This is a genomic window from Sphingobium sp. B11D3A, assembly GCF_025961695.1.
Lineage (GTDB): Bacteria > Pseudomonadota > Alphaproteobacteria > Sphingomonadales > Sphingomonadaceae > Sphingobium.
Genome location: NZ_JAOQOE010000001.1, coordinates 2,805,319 through 2,823,387 on the forward strand (window position 1 = coordinate 2,805,319; position 18,069 = coordinate 2,823,387).

The following is an 18,069-nucleotide window of genomic DNA, read 5'->3' on the forward strand; positions in this document are numbered from 1 at the left end:
GCCTATCTGGCGGGGATGACCGATACGCTCCAGCCGCCCCGCGCGGCGCAACGCCCCCACCGCTCCGTCCACCACAATCGCACGCTGGACGACCCTTGGGCCTGGCTGCGCGACCCCGGCTATCCCGAGGTGACGGATCGCGACGTGCTCGACTATCTGACGGCCGAGAACGATTATTTCCAGGCGCATATGGCGGCGCGCAAGAGCCAGGTCGATGCGCTGTTCGCGGAGATGAAGGGCCGCATCAAGGAGGAGGACGGCTCCGTTCCGCAGAAGGACGGGGCTTATGTCTACTGGAGCACCTTCGAGGCGGGCGAGCAATATCGCCGCCACTGGCGCCGCAAGGTCGGCGCGGCGGAGGACGGATCCGCGGACGAACTGATCGTCGATGAGCCGGCGCTGGCAGCGGGGAAGGATTATTTCCGGCTCGGCGGCGTGGCGATCTCCAATGACGACCGCCTGCTCGCCTATGCCATCGATGACAACGGGTCGGAGCGCTACACCGTGCGCATCCGCAATCTGGAAACCGGCGAGATGCTGCCGGACGTCATTCCGGACGTGCTCTCCGCGCTGGTCTGGACCCACGATGATCGCGCGCTCGTCTATGCCCCGGCCAACGCCCAGTGGCGCACGGATCGCGCGATGCTCCACCGGCTGGGCAGCGATGTGGCGCAGGATGTCATGCTGTACCATGAGGCGGACGAAGGGTTCCGCGTCTCTGTGGGCCTCACCTGCGCGGAAAATTGGATCGTCATCGCCACCGGCGATCATGTGACGAGCGAGGTGCGGCTGGTGCCGGCCGGCGACCCGACCGCCGCGCCGATCCTCGTTTCGGCACGCGTGCCCGAACGCGAATATGACGTGGATGAGCATGAGGGCTGGCTCTACATCCGCGCCAACGACACCCACCCCAATTTCCGCCTGGCCCGCGCGCGTATCGAGACGCCGGACCAGTGGGAAGAGGTGCTGCCAGCCTCCGACGCATTTTACCTGACCGATTTCAGTCTGTTCAAGCGCTTCTACGTGACCGAAGGACGCGAGAACGGTCTCGATCAGGTCGAGATCCGCGATTACGCCACCAACACGCCCAAGCGCCTCGATTTCCCCGAGGCGAGCTATGTCGCCGGGCTGGACGACAATCCCGAATATGATGTCGATACGTTGCGGCTGAGCTATGAATCGATGGTCACGCCAGAGACGATCTTCGACTATCGGCTGGCCGACGGACATCGCGAAACCCTCAAGGTGCGGGAGATTCCGTCCGGCTTCGATCCGGCGCTGTATGCCACGCAGCGCCTCACGATCACGGCGCGGGACGGCACGCCGATCCCCGTCTCCGTGCTGCACCGGCGCGACCATCCGCTCGATGGCTCGCGGCCGCTCTACCTTTATGGCTATGGCGCCTATGGCATCGCCATCGAGCCGGGCTTCGGCACCACGCGGCTCAGCCTCGTCGACCGCGGCTTCGCCTTCGCCATCGCTCATATCCGCGGCGGCGATGACCTTGGCCAGCAATGGTACAAGGACGGCAAGCTGGAGAAGCGGACCAACACGTTCAACGATTTCGTCGATGTGGCGAAGGGGCTGATCGCCCTTGGCTACACCTCGGCGGGCAAGATCGCGACGTCGGGCGGCTCGGCTGGCGGCGAACTCATGGGCGCCATCGTCAATTCCGATCCCGATCTGTGGGGCGCCGTGGTCGCGCACGTGCCGTTCGTCGATGTGCTCAACACGATGCTCGATGAGACGCTGCCCCTGACGCCGGGCGAGTGGCCGGAATGGGGCAACCCCATCGAGGATGCTGCCGCCTATGACCTGATCGCCAGCTATTCGCCCTACGATAATGTGAAAGCGCAGGCCTATCCCCCGATGCTGGTGACGGCCGGCCTCAACGATCCGCGCGTGACCTATTGGGAGCCGGCGAAATGGGTCGCAAAGCTGCGCGAGCTCAAGACCGACGACAATGTGCTGCTGCTCAAGACCAATATGGAAGCCGGCCATGGCGGCAAGTCCGGCCGCTGGGAATCGCTCCGGGAAACAGCAGAGGAATTTGCCTTCATCTTGTGGCAGCTTGGCATGGAAGAAGCCGGGCAGGGCGCCGGCGATCATGGGGGCGGCCATGGGTAAGGCATTCGAGCAGCACTTCACGGCCGGCCCCGATGACATCGACATCATGGGCCATGTGAACAATGCGGTCTGGGTGCGGTGGATGGAGCAGCTTGCCACTGCCCATTGGGAATCGCTGGCGCCGCCCCACGCGCAGGAGCGCTATGTGTGGGTCGTGACGCGGCACGAGATCGATTATCGCGGTAATGTGACCGAAGGCGAGACGGTGCTCGCGCGGACCTGGATCGAGGAGCCGCCGCGCGGCGCCCGGTTCGATCGGCTGATCGCCTTCACCGGTGTCGATGGCACGTCCAAGGTGAATGCGCGGACGACCTGGGCGATGATCGACAAGGAGACGGGCCGGCTGGCGCGGGTGCCCGCCGATCTCGCGACAATTTTTCTGGCTTAACGAAGCACTGCGCGGTCAGGGCTGCGGACTTGCTTCAGTCTCGGTGGGCAGCGGGGCGGGCGCTACGATGGGCGCGGCGCGCGGCTCCAGAATGGCGGCGGCTTCGATGACATCGAGCGCCCGCCGGGCTTCCTTGTAGCGGCGGGCTTGCTCCAGCCACAGCTCGGCCTCAGGCTGGGCCGGGAGCGCCGCGATTTCATCGATGGCGGCTTCCATCTGTCCGGATTCGGTGAACATGCGTGCGCGCGTGATGCGCTCGTCCAGCTCTGGGGAGGGATCGCCAGCGTGGCGGATCACGGCCAGACCCCGCAACTCCCGCATCGCTGCCGACCACCAGCCCTGATTCGGGTCACCGCGCTGTGCGGTGCTGCGGACCTGCTCCAGCCCCTGGCGCAGCGTGGTGAGCGTCACCGGCTGCGCTGCGGCGTTGACGATGGTGGCGACGGCCTTGGGCTGCGCATCGCCGAACAGTAGCCGGAGCTGGCCCTCGATATAGCCGAGCGGCTGGCCGGCATCGAGCGCGCGCCGGGCGGCAAAGGCGATCATCATCGCCTCGGCCCGGTTGGCATGGCCAGAGGCTGCAATCGCAGCAAGCGAGATGCGGTTAAGGCGCTGCTCAAGCGTCAGCACACGATCTTCGGGGCGTTCGGTGACGTCGGAGAGACCGCGCGACCGCGTGGCATCCGGCGCCTGCCCATTCGCCCCGCTCTCGGCGCCGTTCTGCGCGGCGTTCATATCGTCTGTGAGTGCCGCCGGATCGCTGCCGGGGCCGAAGGACAGCCGATCCCAATTGGTCATGATCCAGGCCATCGCACCGAGGCCGAGCAGGAAGGCGATCAGCGAGCAGGCGACGATCAGCCGCAATCGGCTCCGGCGCGGCGGTTGCGCTCGGTCCGTCATCTCACCGACACCGTTTTCCGGTGCGTTGCCGTCCATCTGTTCTGCCCGATCCCTCAAGAGGCGCCTATACATAGCGAGGTTGCGAGGCGCAGCAAGGCGCTATCGTTCGGCTCCTGCGCGACGCTCACCCGGCGCCAGCCCGATCCGGTGGCGTCTGCCGCGGCCTGGCTGATCGCGATGAGGAAATGGTTGCGGCAGGCAGGCGGCATCAGCGCGTTGAGGCGCCGCCCGGCGGCGGGCGAATGCACGGCGATGACGGAGGGCGGCATGGTGACCAGCATCTTGGTGTAGCGCCGCATGTCCCGCGCCTCGGTGCGGTAGCAGATATGGCGCGTGATGCTGAGATCGAGCGGGTCGAAGGGGCGCGTTTCTTCGCCGCAGACATGCAGGATGCGCCGGTGGCCGGCCCCGACGATCATGGGGACGGTGGAGGCCGCATCGCCCCCGCCGATGATGACATCGGGGTGGCCAGCCTCGCGCACCGCGTCCGCGCTGGCCTCGCCCACGACATAGACCGGCAGGTCCGGGAAGCAGGCCAGTGCCTCACCGCCGTAGCGCGCGCCATTGGCGCTGGTGATGAGCAGGGCGTCGAACGGGCCTTGCGGGAGCGGTTCTTCATGGACCGCAACCACCTCGAAGAGAGGCAATTGCACTACCTCAAGACCGAGCGCAGCGGCTTTGGCGGCAGACGCATCACTGCCCGGCTGTGGGCGCAGGATGAGATAGGGGCGGTTCACGGCGTGAACAGGCTCCGCAGGGCTGGGGAGGCGCCCTCGAGCAATTGCGCTGCCAGCGCGGCGGCGCCGGCTGTATCGCCTGTGGGCAACATGATCTCGCCGGAGACCTGCTCGCCGCCGTCCTCCAGCAGAATCTGCCCGCGCAGATGCACGCCGGCGCCGGCCAGCTGCGCCAGCGCGCCGATGGGCGAGTGGCAACTGCCGCCTAGTGCGAGCAGCAGCGCGCGTTCGGCCAGAACACAGGTTTGCGTCGGCGCATCGCTGATCGCGGCGAGCAGGCGGCGCATCCGCTCGTCATCGGTGCGGCATTCGATGCCGACCGCGCCCTGCGCGACGGCGGGCAGCATCACCTCGGCAGGGACGGTGGCGCCGACATCTTCCATGCCGAGCCGGTTGAGGCCCGCCGCTGCGAGCAGCGTCGCATCGATCTCGCCGGCCTCGACGCTGGCGAGGCGTCGCGCGACATTGCCGCGCAGCAGCGTCGTGCGCAGGTCTGGCCGGAGCGCGCGGAGCTGGGCGGCTCGGCGGGGCGAGGCGGTGCCGATGAGCGCGCCCTGCGGCAAGGCCCCGATGCTCGGTGCGCCGATCAGCCGGTCCTCCACCGCAGCGCGCGGCAGCATCGCGGCGATGTGGATGCTCTCCGGCCGGATCGTTTCCACATCCTTCATCGAATGCACCGCGCAATCGATCTCGCCCGCCAGAAGCGCGCGATCCAGCTCCTTGGTCCACAGCGCCTTGCCGCCCAGTTCGGCCAGGGCGCGGTCCTGAATGCGATCGCCGCTGGTGGTGACGACGACGATCTCCAGCGCCTCACGGGGCAGGCCGTGGGCGAGCGCAAGCGCGGCCAGCGTCATCTCCGCCTGGGCCAGGGCAAGGGGGGAGCCGCGTGTGCCGAGGCGCAGCGGGGCGGTGGGCGAGGGAAACTGCTCGGGCATGATGGCGAATGCCGATAGACCCTGCGCGCGCACGTCTCTAGAGGAAAGTGCCATGCCCATCATCCTTGGCCTTGAATCAAGCTGCGACGAAACGGCGGCTGCGCTGGTCGCCAGCGATCGCACGATCCTTGCCCACCGTCTCGCGGGGCAGGAAGCGGCGCATGGCCCCTATGGCGGTGTGGTGCCCGAAATCGCGGCGCGCGCGCATGTCGAGGCCCTGATTCCGCTGGTCGAAGCGGCGCTGGCCGACGCCAAGCTCAGCCTCGCGGATGTCGATGCCATTGCCGCGACCGCAGGGCCGGGGCTGATCGGCGGGGTGATGGTCGGCCTCGTCACCGGCAAGGCGCTGGCTCATGCGGCTGGCAAACCGCTGATTGCGGTCAACCATCTGGAGGGCCACGCGCTCTCACCGCGTCTGGCCGATCCATCGCTGGAATTCCCCTATTTGCTGCTGCTGGTCTCGGGCGGGCATTGCCAGTTGCTCGAAGTGCGCGGCGTGGGCGATTATCGTCGGCTTGCCACGACCATCGATGATGCCGCGGGCGAGGCGTTCGACAAGACCGCCAAGCTGCTCGGCCTCGGCATTCCCGGCGGACCGAAGGTCGAGGCGCTGGCGGCGCAAGGCGATCCGCGCGCGGTGCCGCTGCCGCGCCCGCTGGTGGGCAGCGGCGAGCCGCATTTCTCCTTCGCCGGCCTCAAGAGCGCGGTGATGCGCGCAGTCGAGAGCGGGCAATGGGCGGATGCCGACATCGCGGCGAGTTTCCAGCAGGCGGTCATCGATTGTCTGGTCGATCGCACCAAGCGCGCTCTGAATGCCATGACGGGCCGGCCGACGGCGCTGGTCGTCGCTGGCGGTGTGGCCGCCAATGCGGGCGTGCGGGGCGCGCTGGAGGGGCTAGCCGCTCAGCACGAGTTGCGATTCGTCGCCCCGCCGCTCTGGCTGTGCACGGACAATGCCGCGATGATCGGCTGGGCGGGGGCGGAGCGGTTCGCGCTCGGCCTGGTGGATGATCTCGCCGTGGCGGCGCGCCCGCGCTGGCCGCTGGACCCGAGCGCCGAGACGGTGCGCGGCGCGGGGGTGAAGGCATGAACGCGGCAGGGCCGATTGGCGTGCTTGGTGGTGGCGCCTGGGGCACGGCGCTGGCGCAGGTGCTGGCAGAAGGGGGCAGCGACGTGCTACTCTGGGCACGCAATGGCGCGGTGGTGGAGGCGGTCAACACGCGCCGCCAGAACGAGACCTATCTGCCCGGCCAGCCCCTCTCGCCACGCATTCGGGCGACACAGGCACCGGACGATCTCGCCAGCGCCGGGGCGTTGCTGGTGGTGACGCCCTCCCAGTCGATGCGCGCAGTCCTCTCCCAGTTCGCGCCGCAGGGCCAGTCGCTGATTCTCTGCTCGAAAGGCATCGAGGCCGGGTCGCATCTGCTGATGCACGAAGTTGCCCGCGAGGTGATGCCCGGCTCGCCGGTGGCGGTGCTCTCCGGCCCGACCTTTGCGCATGAGGTCGCCGCTGGTCTGCCGACGGCTGTCACGCTTGCTGCTGAGGAAGAAGCGCTGGCGCGGCTGCTGGCCGATGTGATCGCGCGGCCGACCTTCCGACCCTATGTTTCGGATGATGTGGTGGGCGCCGAAATTGGCGGCGCGGTCAAGAACGTCCTCGCCATTGCCTGCGGTGTGGTCGAGGGCGCGGGACTGGGGCAGAATGCCCGTGCCGCGCTTATCGCGCGGGGCTTTGCGGAAATGACCCGTTTCGGCCTCGCGCGGGGCGGGCGGCCGGAGACGATGGCCGGCCTGTCGGGCCTGGGCGATCTGGTGCTGACCTGTTCCTCGACCCGCTCCCGCAATTATGCGCTGGGCTATGGGCTGGGGCAAGGGCAATCCCCGGATGCGCTGCTGGCCCATCGCCATACGGTGGCCGAGGGGGCCTCGACGGCACCGGTGCTGCACGAAGCGGCGCGCGCACAGGGCATCGATATGCCCGTCACGGAAGCGGTCTGCGCGCTTCTTTCCGGCGCGTCGCGCGTTGACGATGTGATCGCCGCGCTGCTGGCTCGGCCGTTACGCGCCGAATGAGGGACCAAGAGACTTTGCGCACATCGATCGCAACGCCTATGGCTGGCTGGCGCGGCGCAACGGCCCGCGCCGGGGAGCGCCTTGCATGACCATAGCGCGTGGGGAGGCCGAGCAGGCCGAACGCGATGACATCTCGGCGCTGGCGCGGGGCGGCAGGGCCAATGTGCTGGGCTTCGTGCTGCGGCTGGCGGCGCGCATTCCCTTCCTGTTCATTGCCGGGCGGCTCTATGGCGCGGCGACGCTCGGCCGCTTCGCTTATGCCGTGCTGGTCATCGAATTTGCCGCGCAACTCGCCACCATGGGGCTCAAGCGCGGCCTCGCCGAGCAATTGGCGAAGGACAGCCGCCCGCAGGCCCATGTCGTTGCCGATGCCATGTGGCTGTGCATCCTCGTCAGCGCGGTGGCGGCGGGCCTGCTCATCGTCTTTCCGGAGGCGATGTTCCCCAATAGCGGCCTCAACGGGCTGGACCGGCTTCTGCCGCTGATCGTGATCGCCATTGCGACGACCGAGGTGGCGCTGGCAGCCTGCGCCTATCAATACAACATCGCCGCGACGGTGCGGGCACGTGCGATTGTCGAACCGTGGACAATCAGCATCGCGGCGCTGGCGCTCTATTTCTATTCCCCGCGCGACGGGCTGATCCTCGCCTATGTCGCCTCGATGGCGGCCGCGATGCTGGCGGCATTCTGGCCGCTGATGCGCCATTATGGCCTGCCGCGCGGCTGGCGACCGCATCCGGGGCGGATATGGCATCTGGCCATGCGCAATCTGCCGCTGGCCGGCGCGGACGCCATCGAATGGGGCACGCGGCGTCTCGATCTGGCCATTCTGGGCCTGTTCGCGTCTCCCGCGATCGTCGGCATCTATTATGTCGCGCAGCAGGTTGCCTCCCTGCCGCAGAAGCTCAAGACCAGCTTCGAGCCAATTCTCGGCCCGGTCATCACCCGCAACATCGCGCTCGGCAATCATGAGGCGATTGGGCGCCAAGTGAGCCAGGTCGGCTTCTGGATCGTCGCGGCGCAGCTTGGGGTCGCCGTGGCGCTGGCGATGCCGGGCGAGGCGGTGATGGGGCTGGTCGGGCCGACCTTCGTGATCGGTGCCGCCGCGCTTGGCGGCCTGCTGGCGGCGGAAGTGCTCGCGAGCCCGGCGGTGGTGAGCGAGGCGGCGCTGGTCTATCTGGCTCGCCTGCGTAACCTCTATCTCTCGCTCGCCACCGTGGGTCTGCAGGCGATGCTTACCGTCGGCCTGCTCATCATGGCGCGCCGTTATGAGTTGGCGGATGGTTATGTCGCCGCGATGCCGGCGGTGGCGCTGGCGATTGCGCTCGGCTGCGGCGCCATCGCCAAATCCCGGTTGCTCGGCGGTCTGCTGGGGATGCGCCTGCCGATCTGGCGGTCGAGCCTTGTGCTGTGCGGTGTCGTGGCCGGACTTGTCGGGTTCGGCTTCACCCTGCTCCCCCGCCGGCTCGAATGGATCGAGCTGGTGATCGGCCTGCCGCTCACGCTGGCTGTCTATTGCGTGCTGATGTGGAAGGTCGCGTTCGGCGAGGCTGACCGCACGCTGTTCCGCAAGCAGAAGCTCGGCGCCGGCGGGAGCGACACGCCCGCCTGACGAGCCCCAAGAAAAAGGCCGGCGCCCATTGGGAGGGCACCGGCCTGTTCGATAATCTGCCGAAAGCCTATTTCTTCGGTTCGGGCGCCACGGTCACGCGGACCTCTTCGCCATTCTGCCCCGGGAAGCCCGTGAACAGCGCGTCGATGAGGTTCGGCACCAGATAGGTCAGCTTGTTGCTGAGCGACTGGGCGCGGGCGGTGCCCTCGAACAGTGGCTCGCCGCCGACCCGGTTGATCCGCATGTGCAGATCGCTCTGGTAGACCATGTAGCTCTCGATATCCGTATAGCCCGGTCCCCACATGAAGGGATCGTTCCAGCCCATCACATAGCGACCGCGCCAGCCGCGATAGTAGCCGGGATAATAGAAGGGATCGTAGAAGGGCGAGCGGGCAAAGCCGGTCGAGCGGACACGCTGCGTACCGCGATCCACCCCATAATCCAGCTCAACGACGAGCTGCGCGCTCGCCGGGTCCGCCGCGCGGGTATAGCCCTGATCGACCAGACGCTGGGCGACCAGATCCGCATAATGCTGGAATTCGAGGCTGCCGGCGAGATCCTGTTCGCCGGGCATGATGGTGAAGCTCTGGCCCTGCGCGGGCGGAAGCTGCTGGAAGCGGGCCACATCCGCCTTGAAGGGCGAGGCGCAGCCTGCGAGGCCAAGCGCAAGGAGCGAGGCCGCTGCAGTGACGAGGAGACGCTTGCTGTTCATAAGACGGTTCCGTTTCTCGGGCGAGTACACCCTTTAGGACGTAGTGTACGCCTTGATACCTTAGGTCAAATGAACTGGCGTTGAATGCGGTTCCTGCAATCGGTGTGTCGTGTGTCGAAACGGCGCAGTGACCCTTCGCTCAGCGCATCAATCCCATCGCCTCATAGGCGCCGCGCAGGGTAGGCTCGGCTGCCTTGGCGGCCGCTGCGGCACCCTTCTCCAATATGGCATCGAGCGCGGCATGATCTTCCTGCAACGCAATGAACCGGTCCCGGATCGGCGCGAGGTGCGCCACGAGAAGATCGGCCAGCGCCGGCTTGAAGGCGCCAAAGCCCTGCCCGGCGAACTGCGCGCACACCGCATCGGGCGTGGTGCCCGAAAGGGTGGCGTAGATGCCGACCAGATTGAGCGCCTCGGCCCGCCCGGCCAGACCGGCCGCCTCGGCGGGCAGCGGCTCGGCATCCGTCTTGGCCTTGCGCACCTTCTGCACGATGGTGTCGCTGTCGTCTGTCAGGTTGATCCGGCTCATGTCGCTGGGGTCGGATTTGGACATCTTGGCCGTGCCATCGCGCAGGCTCATAATCCGCGCCGTCTCCTTGGGGATGATCGGATCGGGCAGGGTGAACAGCTCCACGCCGAAATCGGTGTTGAACTTGACCGCAATGTCGCGGGTCAGCTCCAGATGCTGCTTCTGGTCCTCGCCTACGGGCACGTGGGTGGCCTGATACAGCAGCACGTCGGCGGCCTGAAGGACCGGGTAGACGAACAGGCCGACGCTGGCGCCCTCGCGATTCTTGCCGGCCTTGTCCTTGAACTGGGTCATGCGGTTCAGCCAGCCAATCCGCGCCGTGCCGTTCAGCAACCAGCACAGCTCGGCATGAGCCGGCACCCGCGCCTGATTGAACAGCACCGAGCGATCCGGGTCGATGCCGCACGCGACGAGCGCAGCCGCCATGTCCCGCACATTGGCCAGCCTTTGCTCGCGCGTCTCGTGGACGGTGATCGAGTGCATGTCCGCCAGGAAGAAGAAGCAGTGCGACTCCGCATCCATCTCATCCTGCATCCGCACCCAGTTGCGGATCGCGCCCAGATAATTGCCCAGATGGAGATTACCGGTCGGCTGGATGCCGGAGAGCACGCGCATGAGGAAAGTCCTGCTTTATAAGAAGAGCCCCGCTCTGTCGTCCGTGAGGCGTGGCGTCAAGCCGGGCGAACAATCGGGAGGGGGCGCGTCAGCGCGGTCTGCGCCGCAACTGCGCCTTTAGCTCGGCGATGCGATAGGCGCCAAAGCCGATGGCGGCGATGGCATAGACCAGCCCGCCGCCGCCGCAGAGCAGGCCGAGCGCGATGAGGCGGCGCCAGAAGCCGGCGGCCATATGCGCGTCGAGAAGCTGGTTGCCCGCCCAAAGTGCGGCGCCCATCAGCGCGCCGGCCGCGACGATGCGCAGCGCCTTGGCGCGGAAGCGCGCGTCGAGGGTGAGATGCTCCTTGCGGCTGAGCGTCCAGTAGAGCAGCGCGACGTTCACCCAGGCCGAGAGGGCCGTGGAAGCGGCAATGCCGGCGGCGCCGAACCGCCAGATCAGCGTGAGATTGCCGACCAGATTGACCAGCATGGCAATGAACGCGATGCGCACGGGCGTTTTCGTGTCGGCGCGTGCGTAGAAGCCGGGGGTCAGCACCTTGATGAGCACATAGGCGGGGACGCCCGGTGCGAAGGCGGCGAGCACGGCGGCCGCGCCGAGCGTGTCTTCCGCCGTGAAGGCGCCATGCTGAAAGACGCCGCGGATGATCGGCACGGCCGAGACGAACAGGGCGATCGCGGCGGGCAAGGCGAGGAACAGCGCCAGCTCCAGCGCGCGATTCTGCGTCTCATTGGCCGCGCGGGTGTCGCCGGCGCCGATTTGTCGGGAGATGAGCGGCAGCATCGCCGTGCCGACGCCGATGCCGATCAGGCCGAGCGGAAGCTGGTTCAGCCGGTCGGCATAATAGATCCAGCTCACCGAGCCCTGCGGCAGGAAGCGCGCTGCGAGCGAGGTGGAAATGAGCAGGTTGATCTGTATGGCGCCCTGGCCGATGGCGGCGGGCGCGATCAGCAGCAGCATCGCCTTCACCTGTGGCGAGAGGCGCGGGACCGATAGCTTCAGGGTCACGCCGATCCGGCGGCAGGACCAGATCAGCCAGAGCAATTGCATCGCGCCGGAGACGGTGACGGCAATCGCCTGGGTGACGGCGGTCTCGATCTCTGTGTCGCCCCGGAAGAACAGCAGCGCCCCAATCATGCACAGGTTGAGCAGGGAGGGCGCTGCGGCATTGACCCAGAAGCGGTTGAAGCTGTTGAGGATGCCGCCGAGCAGCGAGGTGAGCGAGATCAGCCCGAGATAGGGGAAGGTGATGATGGTGAGATGCCGCGCGAGCGCGAACTTCTCAGGACCACCATCCGGGAAGCCGCCGGTCATCGCCCACACCACCGGCCCGGCGGCGAGCATCATGACGATGGTGAGCGCGACGAGAATGGGAAAGAGGACCGAGAGCACCTGACCGGCAAAGCGAATCGCTGCCGCGCGTCCGGCCTCCGGATCATCGGCGCCCTCCTTGCCCATGATGCGGTTGAACATCGGCACGAAGGCGGCGGAGAAGGCGCCCTCGGCGAACAGCGCGCGGAACAGGTTGGGCAGGCGCCAGGCGATCAGGAAGGCGTCCGACGCGAAGCCGGCGCCGACATAGCGCGCCATCAGCATGTCCCGCACCATGCCGAGGACGCGGCTGACGAGGGTGAGGGCGCCGATGGTGCCGGTGGAGCGCAGCAGGCTCATGGCTGTTCCGACAGTGGCGACGTCGACAATATTCGGGCCGGGCGAAACGGCACCGCCCGGCAACGCTGAGGAGCGGCCGGGCGGCGAAGGGCTGCAGTCAGGCGAGGAAAGGCAAGGCGCATGGGCATGACCCTTCCTCTATGCCGGACTGGCTGATGATCAGGCGTGGCCGGCGGGCTCGCCCTGCGCGGCGGCCTCGATCTGGGCCTGCTGCTGGACGTAGAGAGCCCCGAAATCGATGGGATCAAGCATGAGCGGCGGGAAGCCGCCGTCCTGCACGGCATCGGCCAGCACGCGGCGGGCGAAGGGGAAGAGCAGGCGGGGCGCCTCGGCATAGAGGAACGGGCGCATCTGGTCCTCGGGCACGTTGCGGATGCCGAAGAGGCCGGCGAACACCAGTTCGACGGCGAAGGCGGTGCCCTGCTCGGCGACGGCCTTAGCACTCACCTTCAGCGCGACTTCGTACACATCATCGGCAATCTGGTTGTTGCTGATGTTGAAGTTGATGTCGATCTGCGGCTGCTCCTGCCACTGGTAGACGGCCGGCGCGTTCGGGTTCTCGAACGAGAGATCCTTCACATATTGCGCGATCAGGCCGATCTGGGGCTGGGTGTCGGCGCCATTGGCGACGGTGTCGGTCGTGTCGGTCATGCGTGAATCCTGTTCCTCGATGGTCGCTGCCATGCCGCCGGCGCAGGACCGCCGCGACCTAGAAGCTGGAAAGTCGCCGGACACCGAGCGTGCCGGGCAAAACCGCGCTCCTTGTCCATGGGCGCGCCGCTTAGCAGGCACGCAAGGCGGGGGCAATGGGGTGGCGCTTCCCGGGTGCGCGGAACGCATGCGGGGCCGACGAAAATCGGGGTGGGGAGGCCGGGCGCCTGCGTTGGCGGCTTTTTTACCCAATGTCGGTATCGTTCCGGCGATCTGGCGCGTTGTCCGTTTGAAGTTTTGCGCGAACGTGCCTATGTCTTGCGGGTTGTATTTTTGAAGGAAGGGTGTTGACCTCGTGACCGTCATCGTCGTGCTGGCCATGATCTTCGCACTGCTGGCGTTGCGGCTTTACTCTGTGCTCGGCAAGCGCACGGGTCATGAGCAGCGGCAGCTTCCCACGCCGGCCGACGATCGTCCGGCCGCGCCCATGCCGTCCTCCGGGCAGGTCGATAATCGCACGCCCGCGCAGCGCGCGGCCGACAATGCGGTGGCAGTGCCGGCCCAGCCCGGCCTGCGCGCGATCATCGCGACCGACCGCAACTTCGATGTCGCGCAGTTTCTGGGCGGCGCGAAGGCGGCCTATGGCATGATCCTCGAAGCCTATTGGAAGGGCGACCGCGAGACGCTGCGCACCTATTGCGCGGACGATGTGTATGAGGCGTTCAGCGCCGCCATCGACCAGCGCGAGGCCGATGGGCTGACCATGGACAACAAGCTCGTCCGCATCGAGGACGCGCGGATCGACGCTGCGCGCGTCGAAAGCGGCACCGCGTTCATCGCGATCCACTTCGAAGCCGATCTGTCCGCTGTCACCCGCGACCGGGACGGCAATGTTGTGGCCGGATCGCTGGACGATGCCATCTCCACGGCGGAAACCTGGACGTTCAGCCGCAATCTCTCCAGCCGGGATCCCAATTGGGAGCTGGTGGAGACGGACGAAGGCTGATCGCGCGCAGGCGGATCGCCATGCCGGCTCGTTTTCAGACTCGTTTCAAGCAGCTTTCCGCTCTGGCAAGCGCGCTGGCGCTTGCGGCGTGCGGGAGCATGATTCCGCCGGGTGGGCCTGGTCAGCGACCCGTCCCCTCCCGGCCTTCTTCGCCCGCCACGCCGCCGCAACCGGCAACCCCGCGTCCGCCGCTTACCCCGGTCCCTGCGCCTACCCCTGCGCCCGATCAGGCTGAGCTGGCGCCCGCCGTGGCGGCCGGCCTGACGCCAGGGCCAGCGATCGACACGGTCCTGCCGACCGCATCCGAGCGGATGGGGCAAGCCTTGCGCGCCTTCCGCCTCTCCTGCTCCTCGCTGCTGCGTCGCCGCGACCAGAGCGGCCTCACTGGCAATGCCGACTGGCAAACGGCCTGCGCGGCGGCGGCAAGCTGGAGCGAGGCAAACGCGCGCGAATTCTTCCGTCGCTATTTCGAAGCCGTGCAGGTCGGTGACGGCAAGGCGTTCGCGACCGGTTATTACGAACCGGAAATCGCCGGCTGCCGCACGCGCGCCGCGGGCTGCGAGACGCCGATCTATCGCAAGCCGGACGATCTCATCGAGGTCGATCTCGGCCTGTTCAGCGAGAGCCTCAAGGGTCGGCGCATCAGGGGCAAGGTGCAGGGCTCCAGCTTCGTGCCCTATGATGACCGGGCGGCAATCACCGCAGGCGTGCTGAACGGGCGTGGCCTGGAACTGGCCTATGCCGTCGATCCGGTCGAGTTGTTCTTCCTCGAGGTGCAGGGCAGCGGGCGGTTGCGCCTGCCTGATGGCGGGATCATGCGCATCGGCTATGCCGGGCAGAATGGGCGCGATTATACCGGCATCGGCCGGCTGATGCGGGACCGGGGGCTGATCCAGATCGGCTCGATGCAGGACATCATGAGCTGGCTGCGCGCCAATCCGGCGCAGGGCCAGGCGATCATGAACGAGAATAAAAGCTACGTCTTCTTCCAGGAGCTGACCGGTCCCGGGCCGCTGGGTGCGCTGGGCGTGCCGGTGACGGCGGAGGTGAGCGTCGCGGCCGATCCGACCTTCGTGCCGCTTGGCGCGCCGGTGCTGCTGTCGCTCGACCGGGCCGAGCCCAACGGGCTCTGGATCGCACAGGATACCGGCGGGGCTATCAAGGGCAGCAACCGCTTCGATACCTTTTGGGGAGCCGGTGAGCGTGCCCGCGGGATTGCCGGCGGCATGTCGGCGCGGGGGAGCGCGCTGCTTCTGCTGCCGATCGGCACCTATGCCCGCCTGACCGCTGGCCGCTGAGCATGGCCCGACGGGTTCTCACGCCCGATGAGCGCGCGCTCTGGGGCAAGCTGACCCGTACCGTGACGCCCCTGCGGCGGGTCCGTCCGCTTCCGCCGGTGGAGCCGGTCTCGGCAGCGGCTTTTGCTGCGGCGCTGGATGCCCCCAAGCCGGTCAAGGGCCGAATTCCACCGAGTCGTCCCATGGCGCCGCCGCCATCCCCGCCGGCGCCCGCCGCCGTGCCCGTGCTGGACGGAAGCTGGGAGAAGCGCATTCGCTCCGGGCGGATTATTCCCGATCATGCCATCGATCTGCACGGCCTCAATCTGGCGGCAGCGCATATCCGGCTGGAACGGGCCATCGGCGATGCCCTCGCGCAGGGCTGGCGGGTGCTGCTGGTTGTGACCGGCAAACCGCGACCCGCTCCAGCGCCCGGAGAGACCCGGCGACGCGGCGCGATTCGCGCCGAAATCGGCGATTGGCTGGCGAGGAGCACCCATGCCCACCGCATCGCCAGCGTCCGGCAGGCCCATCCTCGCCATGGCGGCGATGGCGCTCTCTACGTGATTTTGCGCCGCAGCAATTAGGCAGCGCTGCGTGGCCCGGGATAGCCATGCGCACGAGGATGTCCGCACTGGCATGTCGCCCGCTGGCAGGCAGGAAACCGCCATTTGCATCCGTTCATATTCGCGCTCCGAAATGAGACAGAAATTTACCGCATTTGTGCGAAATCCCATTGGACGGAGGGTTAAGAATCGATTAACAATTGCCTCTCTTATGTGGGAGTTGAACATGAACATGAACCTCTTTGCCAAGGCGTCTGCGATCGCCCTCGGCCTTGCCGCGGTTACCCCGGCGCAGGCCGTGACCTTCCTGTACTTCCCCGGCACGTCCGCACCGACGGCGGGCTACAATGTGATCAACCAGTTCGACACGACGGCTGGCATCACCGGCTCGAACTTCCAGATTAACACGCCGCCGTCCAACTCGACCGGCGCGCCGCCGGCCTATGCGACGTTCGGTTCGTCGTCCTATCTGTCGGTTCTCGCCAACGGTTCTGCGACGATCAACTTCGGCGCTGCCAGCGCGGTGGAGTTCGACTGGGGTTCGATCGACGCCTACAACACGCTGACCGTTCTGCTGGACGGTGGCTCCAGCTTCGTGATCACGCCGGGCGGCAACTTCACCAACGACGCCGACGGCAACCAGATCCTGGCGAACACCAACGGTCTGTTCCAGATCTTCGCTGAGGGTAACGAGAAGATCGTTGGCCTGACGCTGGAATCGAGCCGCAACTCGTTCGAGATCGACAATCTCGCGACCGTTCCGGTTCCGGAGCCCGCCACCTGGGCGATGATGATCGCTGGCCTTGGCCTGGTCGGTGGCGTGATGCGTCGCCGCGCTGGCGCCACGAGCGTCACCTTCGCCTGATTTTCAATCAGTCGACAGATTTGGGAAACGCCGTCGGTTGGGAGGCCGGCGGCGTTTTCTTTTGGTTTTAGGATCGGCGGTTCAGCAGGTGAGGCGCAAGGCTGCCTGAGCGGTTCGCCCTAGTGCCGCCGCGTCAACCGAGCGTTGGGGCTGCGCTCAGGATCCGCTTGTAGATGCGCGTGAGGCTTTCGATGTCGGCCAGCGACACCGCCTCATCCAGCTTGTGCATCGTCGCATTCAGCAGACCGAACTCCACGACCGGGCAAAGCGCCGAGAGGAACCGGGCATCCGAGGTGCCGCCGCTGGTGGACAGTTCCGGTGTGACGCCGGTTTCGGCGGCGATCGCCTCGCTGATCAGGCTTGAAAACGGACCCGGCTGGGTGAGGAACGACTCGCCGCTGATCATGGCGCGCAGCGTGCCGCCTTCGGCCTCCACCAGGGTGCGGATTCGGGCAACGAGATCCTCACCGCGATGCAAATCGTTGAAGCGGATCGAGATACGGGCCGTGGCCTTTGCGGGAATGACATTGGTTGCCGGATTGCCGACATGCAGGTCGGTAATTTCGATATTGCTCGGCTGGAACCAGTCGGTGCCCTGATCCAGTTCGATCGCCTCAATGGCGGACAAAATGCGCACCAGCGGCGAAATCGGGTTTTTCGCCAGATGCGGATAGGCGACATGGCCCTGCATGCCCTCAACGCTGATCCACATGTTCACCGAGCCGCGCCGGCCGATCTTGATCATGTCGCCAAGGCGCTGGACCGAGGTTGGCTCGCCCACGAGGCAGACATCGGGCGTCACGCCGCGCTCGGCCATGTGGCGCATCAGCGCGCGCGTGCCGTAGACGGCGTCGCCCTCTTCATCGCCGGTGATGAGCAGGCTGATCGTGCCGGGCAGCGAGGTGCCCTCGGCATCGGCCTGCGCGATGGCCGCGACGAACACCGCGATGGAACTCTTCATGTCCACAGCGCCGCGCCCGTAGAGCAACTCGCCGCGCCGCTCGGGCTGGAAGGCGTCGCTCGTCCAGCCTTCGCCGGGGGGCACCACGTCCAGATGGCCGGCAAAGGCGACATGCGGGCCATCGCCCGTCCGGCGGACCGCCAATAGATTTTCCACCGGCCCGTGCGGCGGCTCGCCATCGATGAAGCGCTCGACGGTAAAGCCGAGCGGGGTCAGCATCGCTTCCAGCGCATCGAACACCGCGCCGCTCGCCGGTGTGACGGACGGGCATGCAATCAGCGCTTCGGCAAGCGCGACAGGATCGGTGAGGGACGGGGCGGTGCTCATGGCGCCTGCGTTAGCCAAGCTTGCGCGCCAAGGGAAGCGAGGTCCGCGCCCTGCGCTCCCTCTGGCGGTGATGGGCCCCCTGCGGTAGCGAGGAGGGGCGCAACACAGGAGGAGCCGAC

At 67.1% G+C, this 18,069-nt stretch carries 17 protein-coding genes; 9 read left to right on the forward strand and 8 right to left on the reverse strand.

Features of this window, described 5'->3' with window-relative positions:
* Nucleotides 1-15: 15 nt before the first annotated feature.
* Nucleotides 16-2,127 (forward strand): S9 family peptidase, encoded by a 2,112-nt coding sequence (locus M2332_RS13085; RefSeq protein WP_264574395.1) that lies wholly within the window; start codon nucleotides 16-18, stop codon nucleotides 2,125-2,127.
* A complete protein-coding gene (locus tag M2332_RS13090; protein WP_264574396.1) occupies nucleotides 2,120-2,515 on the forward strand; it encodes an acyl-CoA thioesterase in 396 nt (131 codons plus the stop codon). The genes M2332_RS13085 and M2332_RS13090 overlap by 8 nt, the downstream gene beginning before the upstream one ends.
* Nucleotides 2,516-2,530: 15 nt before the next feature.
* Here M2332_RS13090 and M2332_RS13095 read toward each other — a convergent pair whose 3' ends face one another.
* Genes M2332_RS13095 through hemC form a run of 3 tightly spaced genes read right to left on the reverse strand, consistent with a single transcriptional unit; the run spans nucleotide 2,531 to nucleotide 5,087 of the window.
* Entirely contained in the window at nucleotides 2,531-3,451 is a 921-nt protein-coding gene (locus M2332_RS13095) for a hypothetical protein (protein WP_264574397.1), read from the reverse strand.
* A 17-nt stretch (nucleotides 3,452-3,468) separates the two neighbouring features.
* Nucleotides 3,469-4,152, reverse strand: coding sequence for a uroporphyrinogen-III synthase (locus M2332_RS13100; protein WP_264574398.1), 684 nt, complete (start codon nucleotides 4,150-4,152; stop codon nucleotides 3,469-3,471).
* Nucleotides 4,149-5,087 carry a hydroxymethylbilane synthase gene (gene hemC / locus M2332_RS13105; protein ID WP_264574968.1) on the reverse strand — a complete coding sequence of 313 codons (939 nt, stop codon included), beginning with the start codon at nucleotides 5,085-5,087 and terminating at the stop codon, nucleotides 4,149-4,151. The genes M2332_RS13100 and hemC overlap by 4 nt, the downstream gene beginning before the upstream one ends.
* A 52-nt stretch (nucleotides 5,088-5,139) precedes the next feature.
* On the opposite strand from hemC, the gene tsaD reads away from it, so the two are divergent.
* The 3 genes from tsaD to M2332_RS13120 all read left to right on the forward strand — a co-directional run bounded on the left by tsaD (nucleotide 5,140) and on the right by M2332_RS13120 (nucleotide 8,772).
* The gene (tsaD, locus tag M2332_RS13110; RefSeq protein WP_264574399.1) at nucleotides 5,140-6,177 is read left to right on the forward strand and encodes a tRNA (adenosine(37)-N6)-threonylcarbamoyltransferase complex transferase subunit TsaD; all 1,038 of its coding nucleotides are present in this window, start codon (nucleotides 5,140-5,142) and stop codon (nucleotides 6,175-6,177) included.
* Complete coding sequence (locus M2332_RS13115; protein WP_264574400.1) at nucleotides 6,174-7,160, forward strand: NAD(P)H-dependent glycerol-3-phosphate dehydrogenase; 987 nt, start codon at nucleotides 6,174-6,176, stop codon at nucleotides 7,158-7,160. Before tsaD ends, M2332_RS13115 begins: the two co-directional genes overlap by 4 nt.
* Before the next feature lie 85 nt (nucleotides 7,161-7,245).
* Nucleotides 7,246-8,772, forward strand: coding sequence for a lipopolysaccharide biosynthesis protein (locus M2332_RS13120; RefSeq protein WP_264574401.1), 1,527 nt, complete (start codon nucleotides 7,246-7,248; stop codon nucleotides 8,770-8,772).
* A 67-nt stretch (nucleotides 8,773-8,839) separates the two neighbouring features.
* On the opposite strand, the gene M2332_RS13125 is transcribed toward M2332_RS13120, so the two are convergent.
* From M2332_RS13125 to secB, 4 genes are all read right to left on the reverse strand, one after another.
* Nucleotides 8,840-9,484, reverse strand: a complete 645-nt coding sequence (locus tag M2332_RS13125) for a DUF4136 domain-containing protein (protein ID WP_181558658.1) — start codon at nucleotides 9,482-9,484, stop codon at nucleotides 8,840-8,842.
* 139 nt (nucleotides 9,485-9,623) lie between these two features.
* Complete coding sequence (gene trpS / locus M2332_RS13130) at nucleotides 9,624-10,628, reverse strand: tryptophan--tRNA ligase (protein WP_264574402.1); 1,005 nt, start codon at nucleotides 10,626-10,628, stop codon at nucleotides 9,624-9,626.
* Between the two features lie 88 nt (nucleotides 10,629-10,716).
* Nucleotides 10,717-12,297, reverse strand: a complete 1,581-nt coding sequence (gene murJ, locus M2332_RS13135; RefSeq protein ID WP_264574403.1) for a murein biosynthesis integral membrane protein MurJ — start codon at nucleotides 12,295-12,297, stop codon at nucleotides 10,717-10,719.
* 159 nt (nucleotides 12,298-12,456) lie between these two features.
* On the reverse strand, nucleotides 12,457-12,948 hold the full coding sequence (gene secB / locus M2332_RS13140; RefSeq protein ID WP_181558661.1) for a protein-export chaperone SecB: 492 nt from the start codon (nucleotides 12,946-12,948) through the stop codon (nucleotides 12,457-12,459).
* Nucleotides 12,949-13,303: 355 nt separating this feature from the next.
* Between secB and M2332_RS13145 the strand changes: the two genes are divergently transcribed.
* From M2332_RS13145 to M2332_RS13160, 4 genes are all read left to right on the forward strand, one after another.
* Nucleotides 13,304-13,954 (forward strand): Tim44/TimA family putative adaptor protein, encoded by a 651-nt coding sequence (locus M2332_RS13145; protein ID WP_264574404.1) that lies wholly within the window; start codon nucleotides 13,304-13,306, stop codon nucleotides 13,952-13,954.
* 20 nt (nucleotides 13,955-13,974) lie between these two features.
* Nucleotides 13,975-15,252, forward strand: coding sequence for a murein transglycosylase A (locus tag M2332_RS13150; RefSeq protein ID WP_264574405.1), 1,278 nt, complete (start codon nucleotides 13,975-13,977; stop codon nucleotides 15,250-15,252).
* A gap of 2 nt (nucleotides 15,253-15,254) precedes the next feature.
* The gene (locus M2332_RS13155) at nucleotides 15,255-15,818 is read left to right on the forward strand and encodes a Smr/MutS family protein (RefSeq protein WP_264574406.1); all 564 of its coding nucleotides are present in this window, start codon (nucleotides 15,255-15,257) and stop codon (nucleotides 15,816-15,818) included.
* Between the two features lie 205 nt (nucleotides 15,819-16,023).
* The gene (locus tag M2332_RS13160; RefSeq protein ID WP_264571982.1) at nucleotides 16,024-16,662 is read left to right on the forward strand and encodes a PEPxxWA-CTERM sorting domain-containing protein; all 639 of its coding nucleotides are present in this window, start codon (nucleotides 16,024-16,026) and stop codon (nucleotides 16,660-16,662) included.
* A gap of 133 nt (nucleotides 16,663-16,795) precedes the next feature.
* On the opposite strand, the gene dapE is transcribed toward M2332_RS13160, so the two are convergent.
* Nucleotides 16,796-17,950 carry a succinyl-diaminopimelate desuccinylase gene (gene dapE, locus M2332_RS13165; protein ID WP_264574407.1) on the reverse strand — a complete coding sequence of 385 codons (1,155 nt, stop codon included), beginning with the start codon at nucleotides 17,948-17,950 and terminating at the stop codon, nucleotides 16,796-16,798.
* Nucleotides 17,951-18,069 lie beyond the last annotated feature (119 nt).

Coding starts and splice junctions, on each gene's coding strand:
- M2332_RS13085 (WP_264574395.1), top strand. CDS start 16: ATGACCGATACGCTCCAGCCGCCCCGCGCGGCGCAACGCCCCCACCGC.
- M2332_RS13090 (WP_264574396.1), top strand. CDS start 2,120: ATGGGTAAGGCATTCGAGCAGCACTTCACGGCCGGCCCCGATGACATC.
- M2332_RS13095 (WP_264574397.1), bottom strand. CDS start 3,451: ATGGACGGCAACGCACCGGAAAACGGTGTCGGTGAGATGACGGACCGA.
- hemC (WP_264574968.1), bottom strand. CDS start 5,087: ATGCCCGAGCAGTTTCCCTCGCCCACCGCCCCGCTGCGCCTCGGCACA.
- tsaD (WP_264574399.1), top strand. CDS start 5,140: ATGCCCATCATCCTTGGCCTTGAATCAAGCTGCGACGAAACGGCGGCT.
- M2332_RS13115 (WP_264574400.1), top strand. CDS start 6,174: ATGAACGCGGCAGGGCCGATTGGCGTGCTTGGTGGTGGCGCCTGGGGC.
- M2332_RS13120 (WP_264574401.1), top strand. CDS start 7,246: ATGACCATAGCGCGTGGGGAGGCCGAGCAGGCCGAACGCGATGACATC.
- M2332_RS13125 (WP_181558658.1), bottom strand. CDS start 9,484: ATGAACAGCAAGCGTCTCCTCGTCACTGCAGCGGCCTCGCTCCTTGCG.
- trpS (WP_264574402.1), bottom strand. CDS start 10,628: ATGCGCGTGCTCTCCGGCATCCAGCCGACCGGTAATCTCCATCTGGGC.
- murJ (WP_264574403.1), bottom strand. CDS start 12,297: ATGAGCCTGCTGCGCTCCACCGGCACCATCGGCGCCCTCACCCTCGTC.
- secB (WP_181558661.1), bottom strand. CDS start 12,948: ATGACCGACACGACCGACACCGTCGCCAATGGCGCCGACACCCAGCCC.
- M2332_RS13150 (WP_264574405.1), top strand. CDS start 13,975: ATGCCGGCTCGTTTTCAGACTCGTTTCAAGCAGCTTTCCGCTCTGGCA.
- M2332_RS13155 (WP_264574406.1), top strand. CDS start 15,255: ATGGCCCGACGGGTTCTCACGCCCGATGAGCGCGCGCTCTGGGGCAAG.
- M2332_RS13160 (WP_264571982.1), top strand. CDS start 16,024: ATGAACATGAACCTCTTTGCCAAGGCGTCTGCGATCGCCCTCGGCCTT.
- dapE (WP_264574407.1), bottom strand. CDS start 17,950: ATGAGCACCGCCCCGTCCCTCACCGATCCTGTCGCGCTTGCCGAAGCG.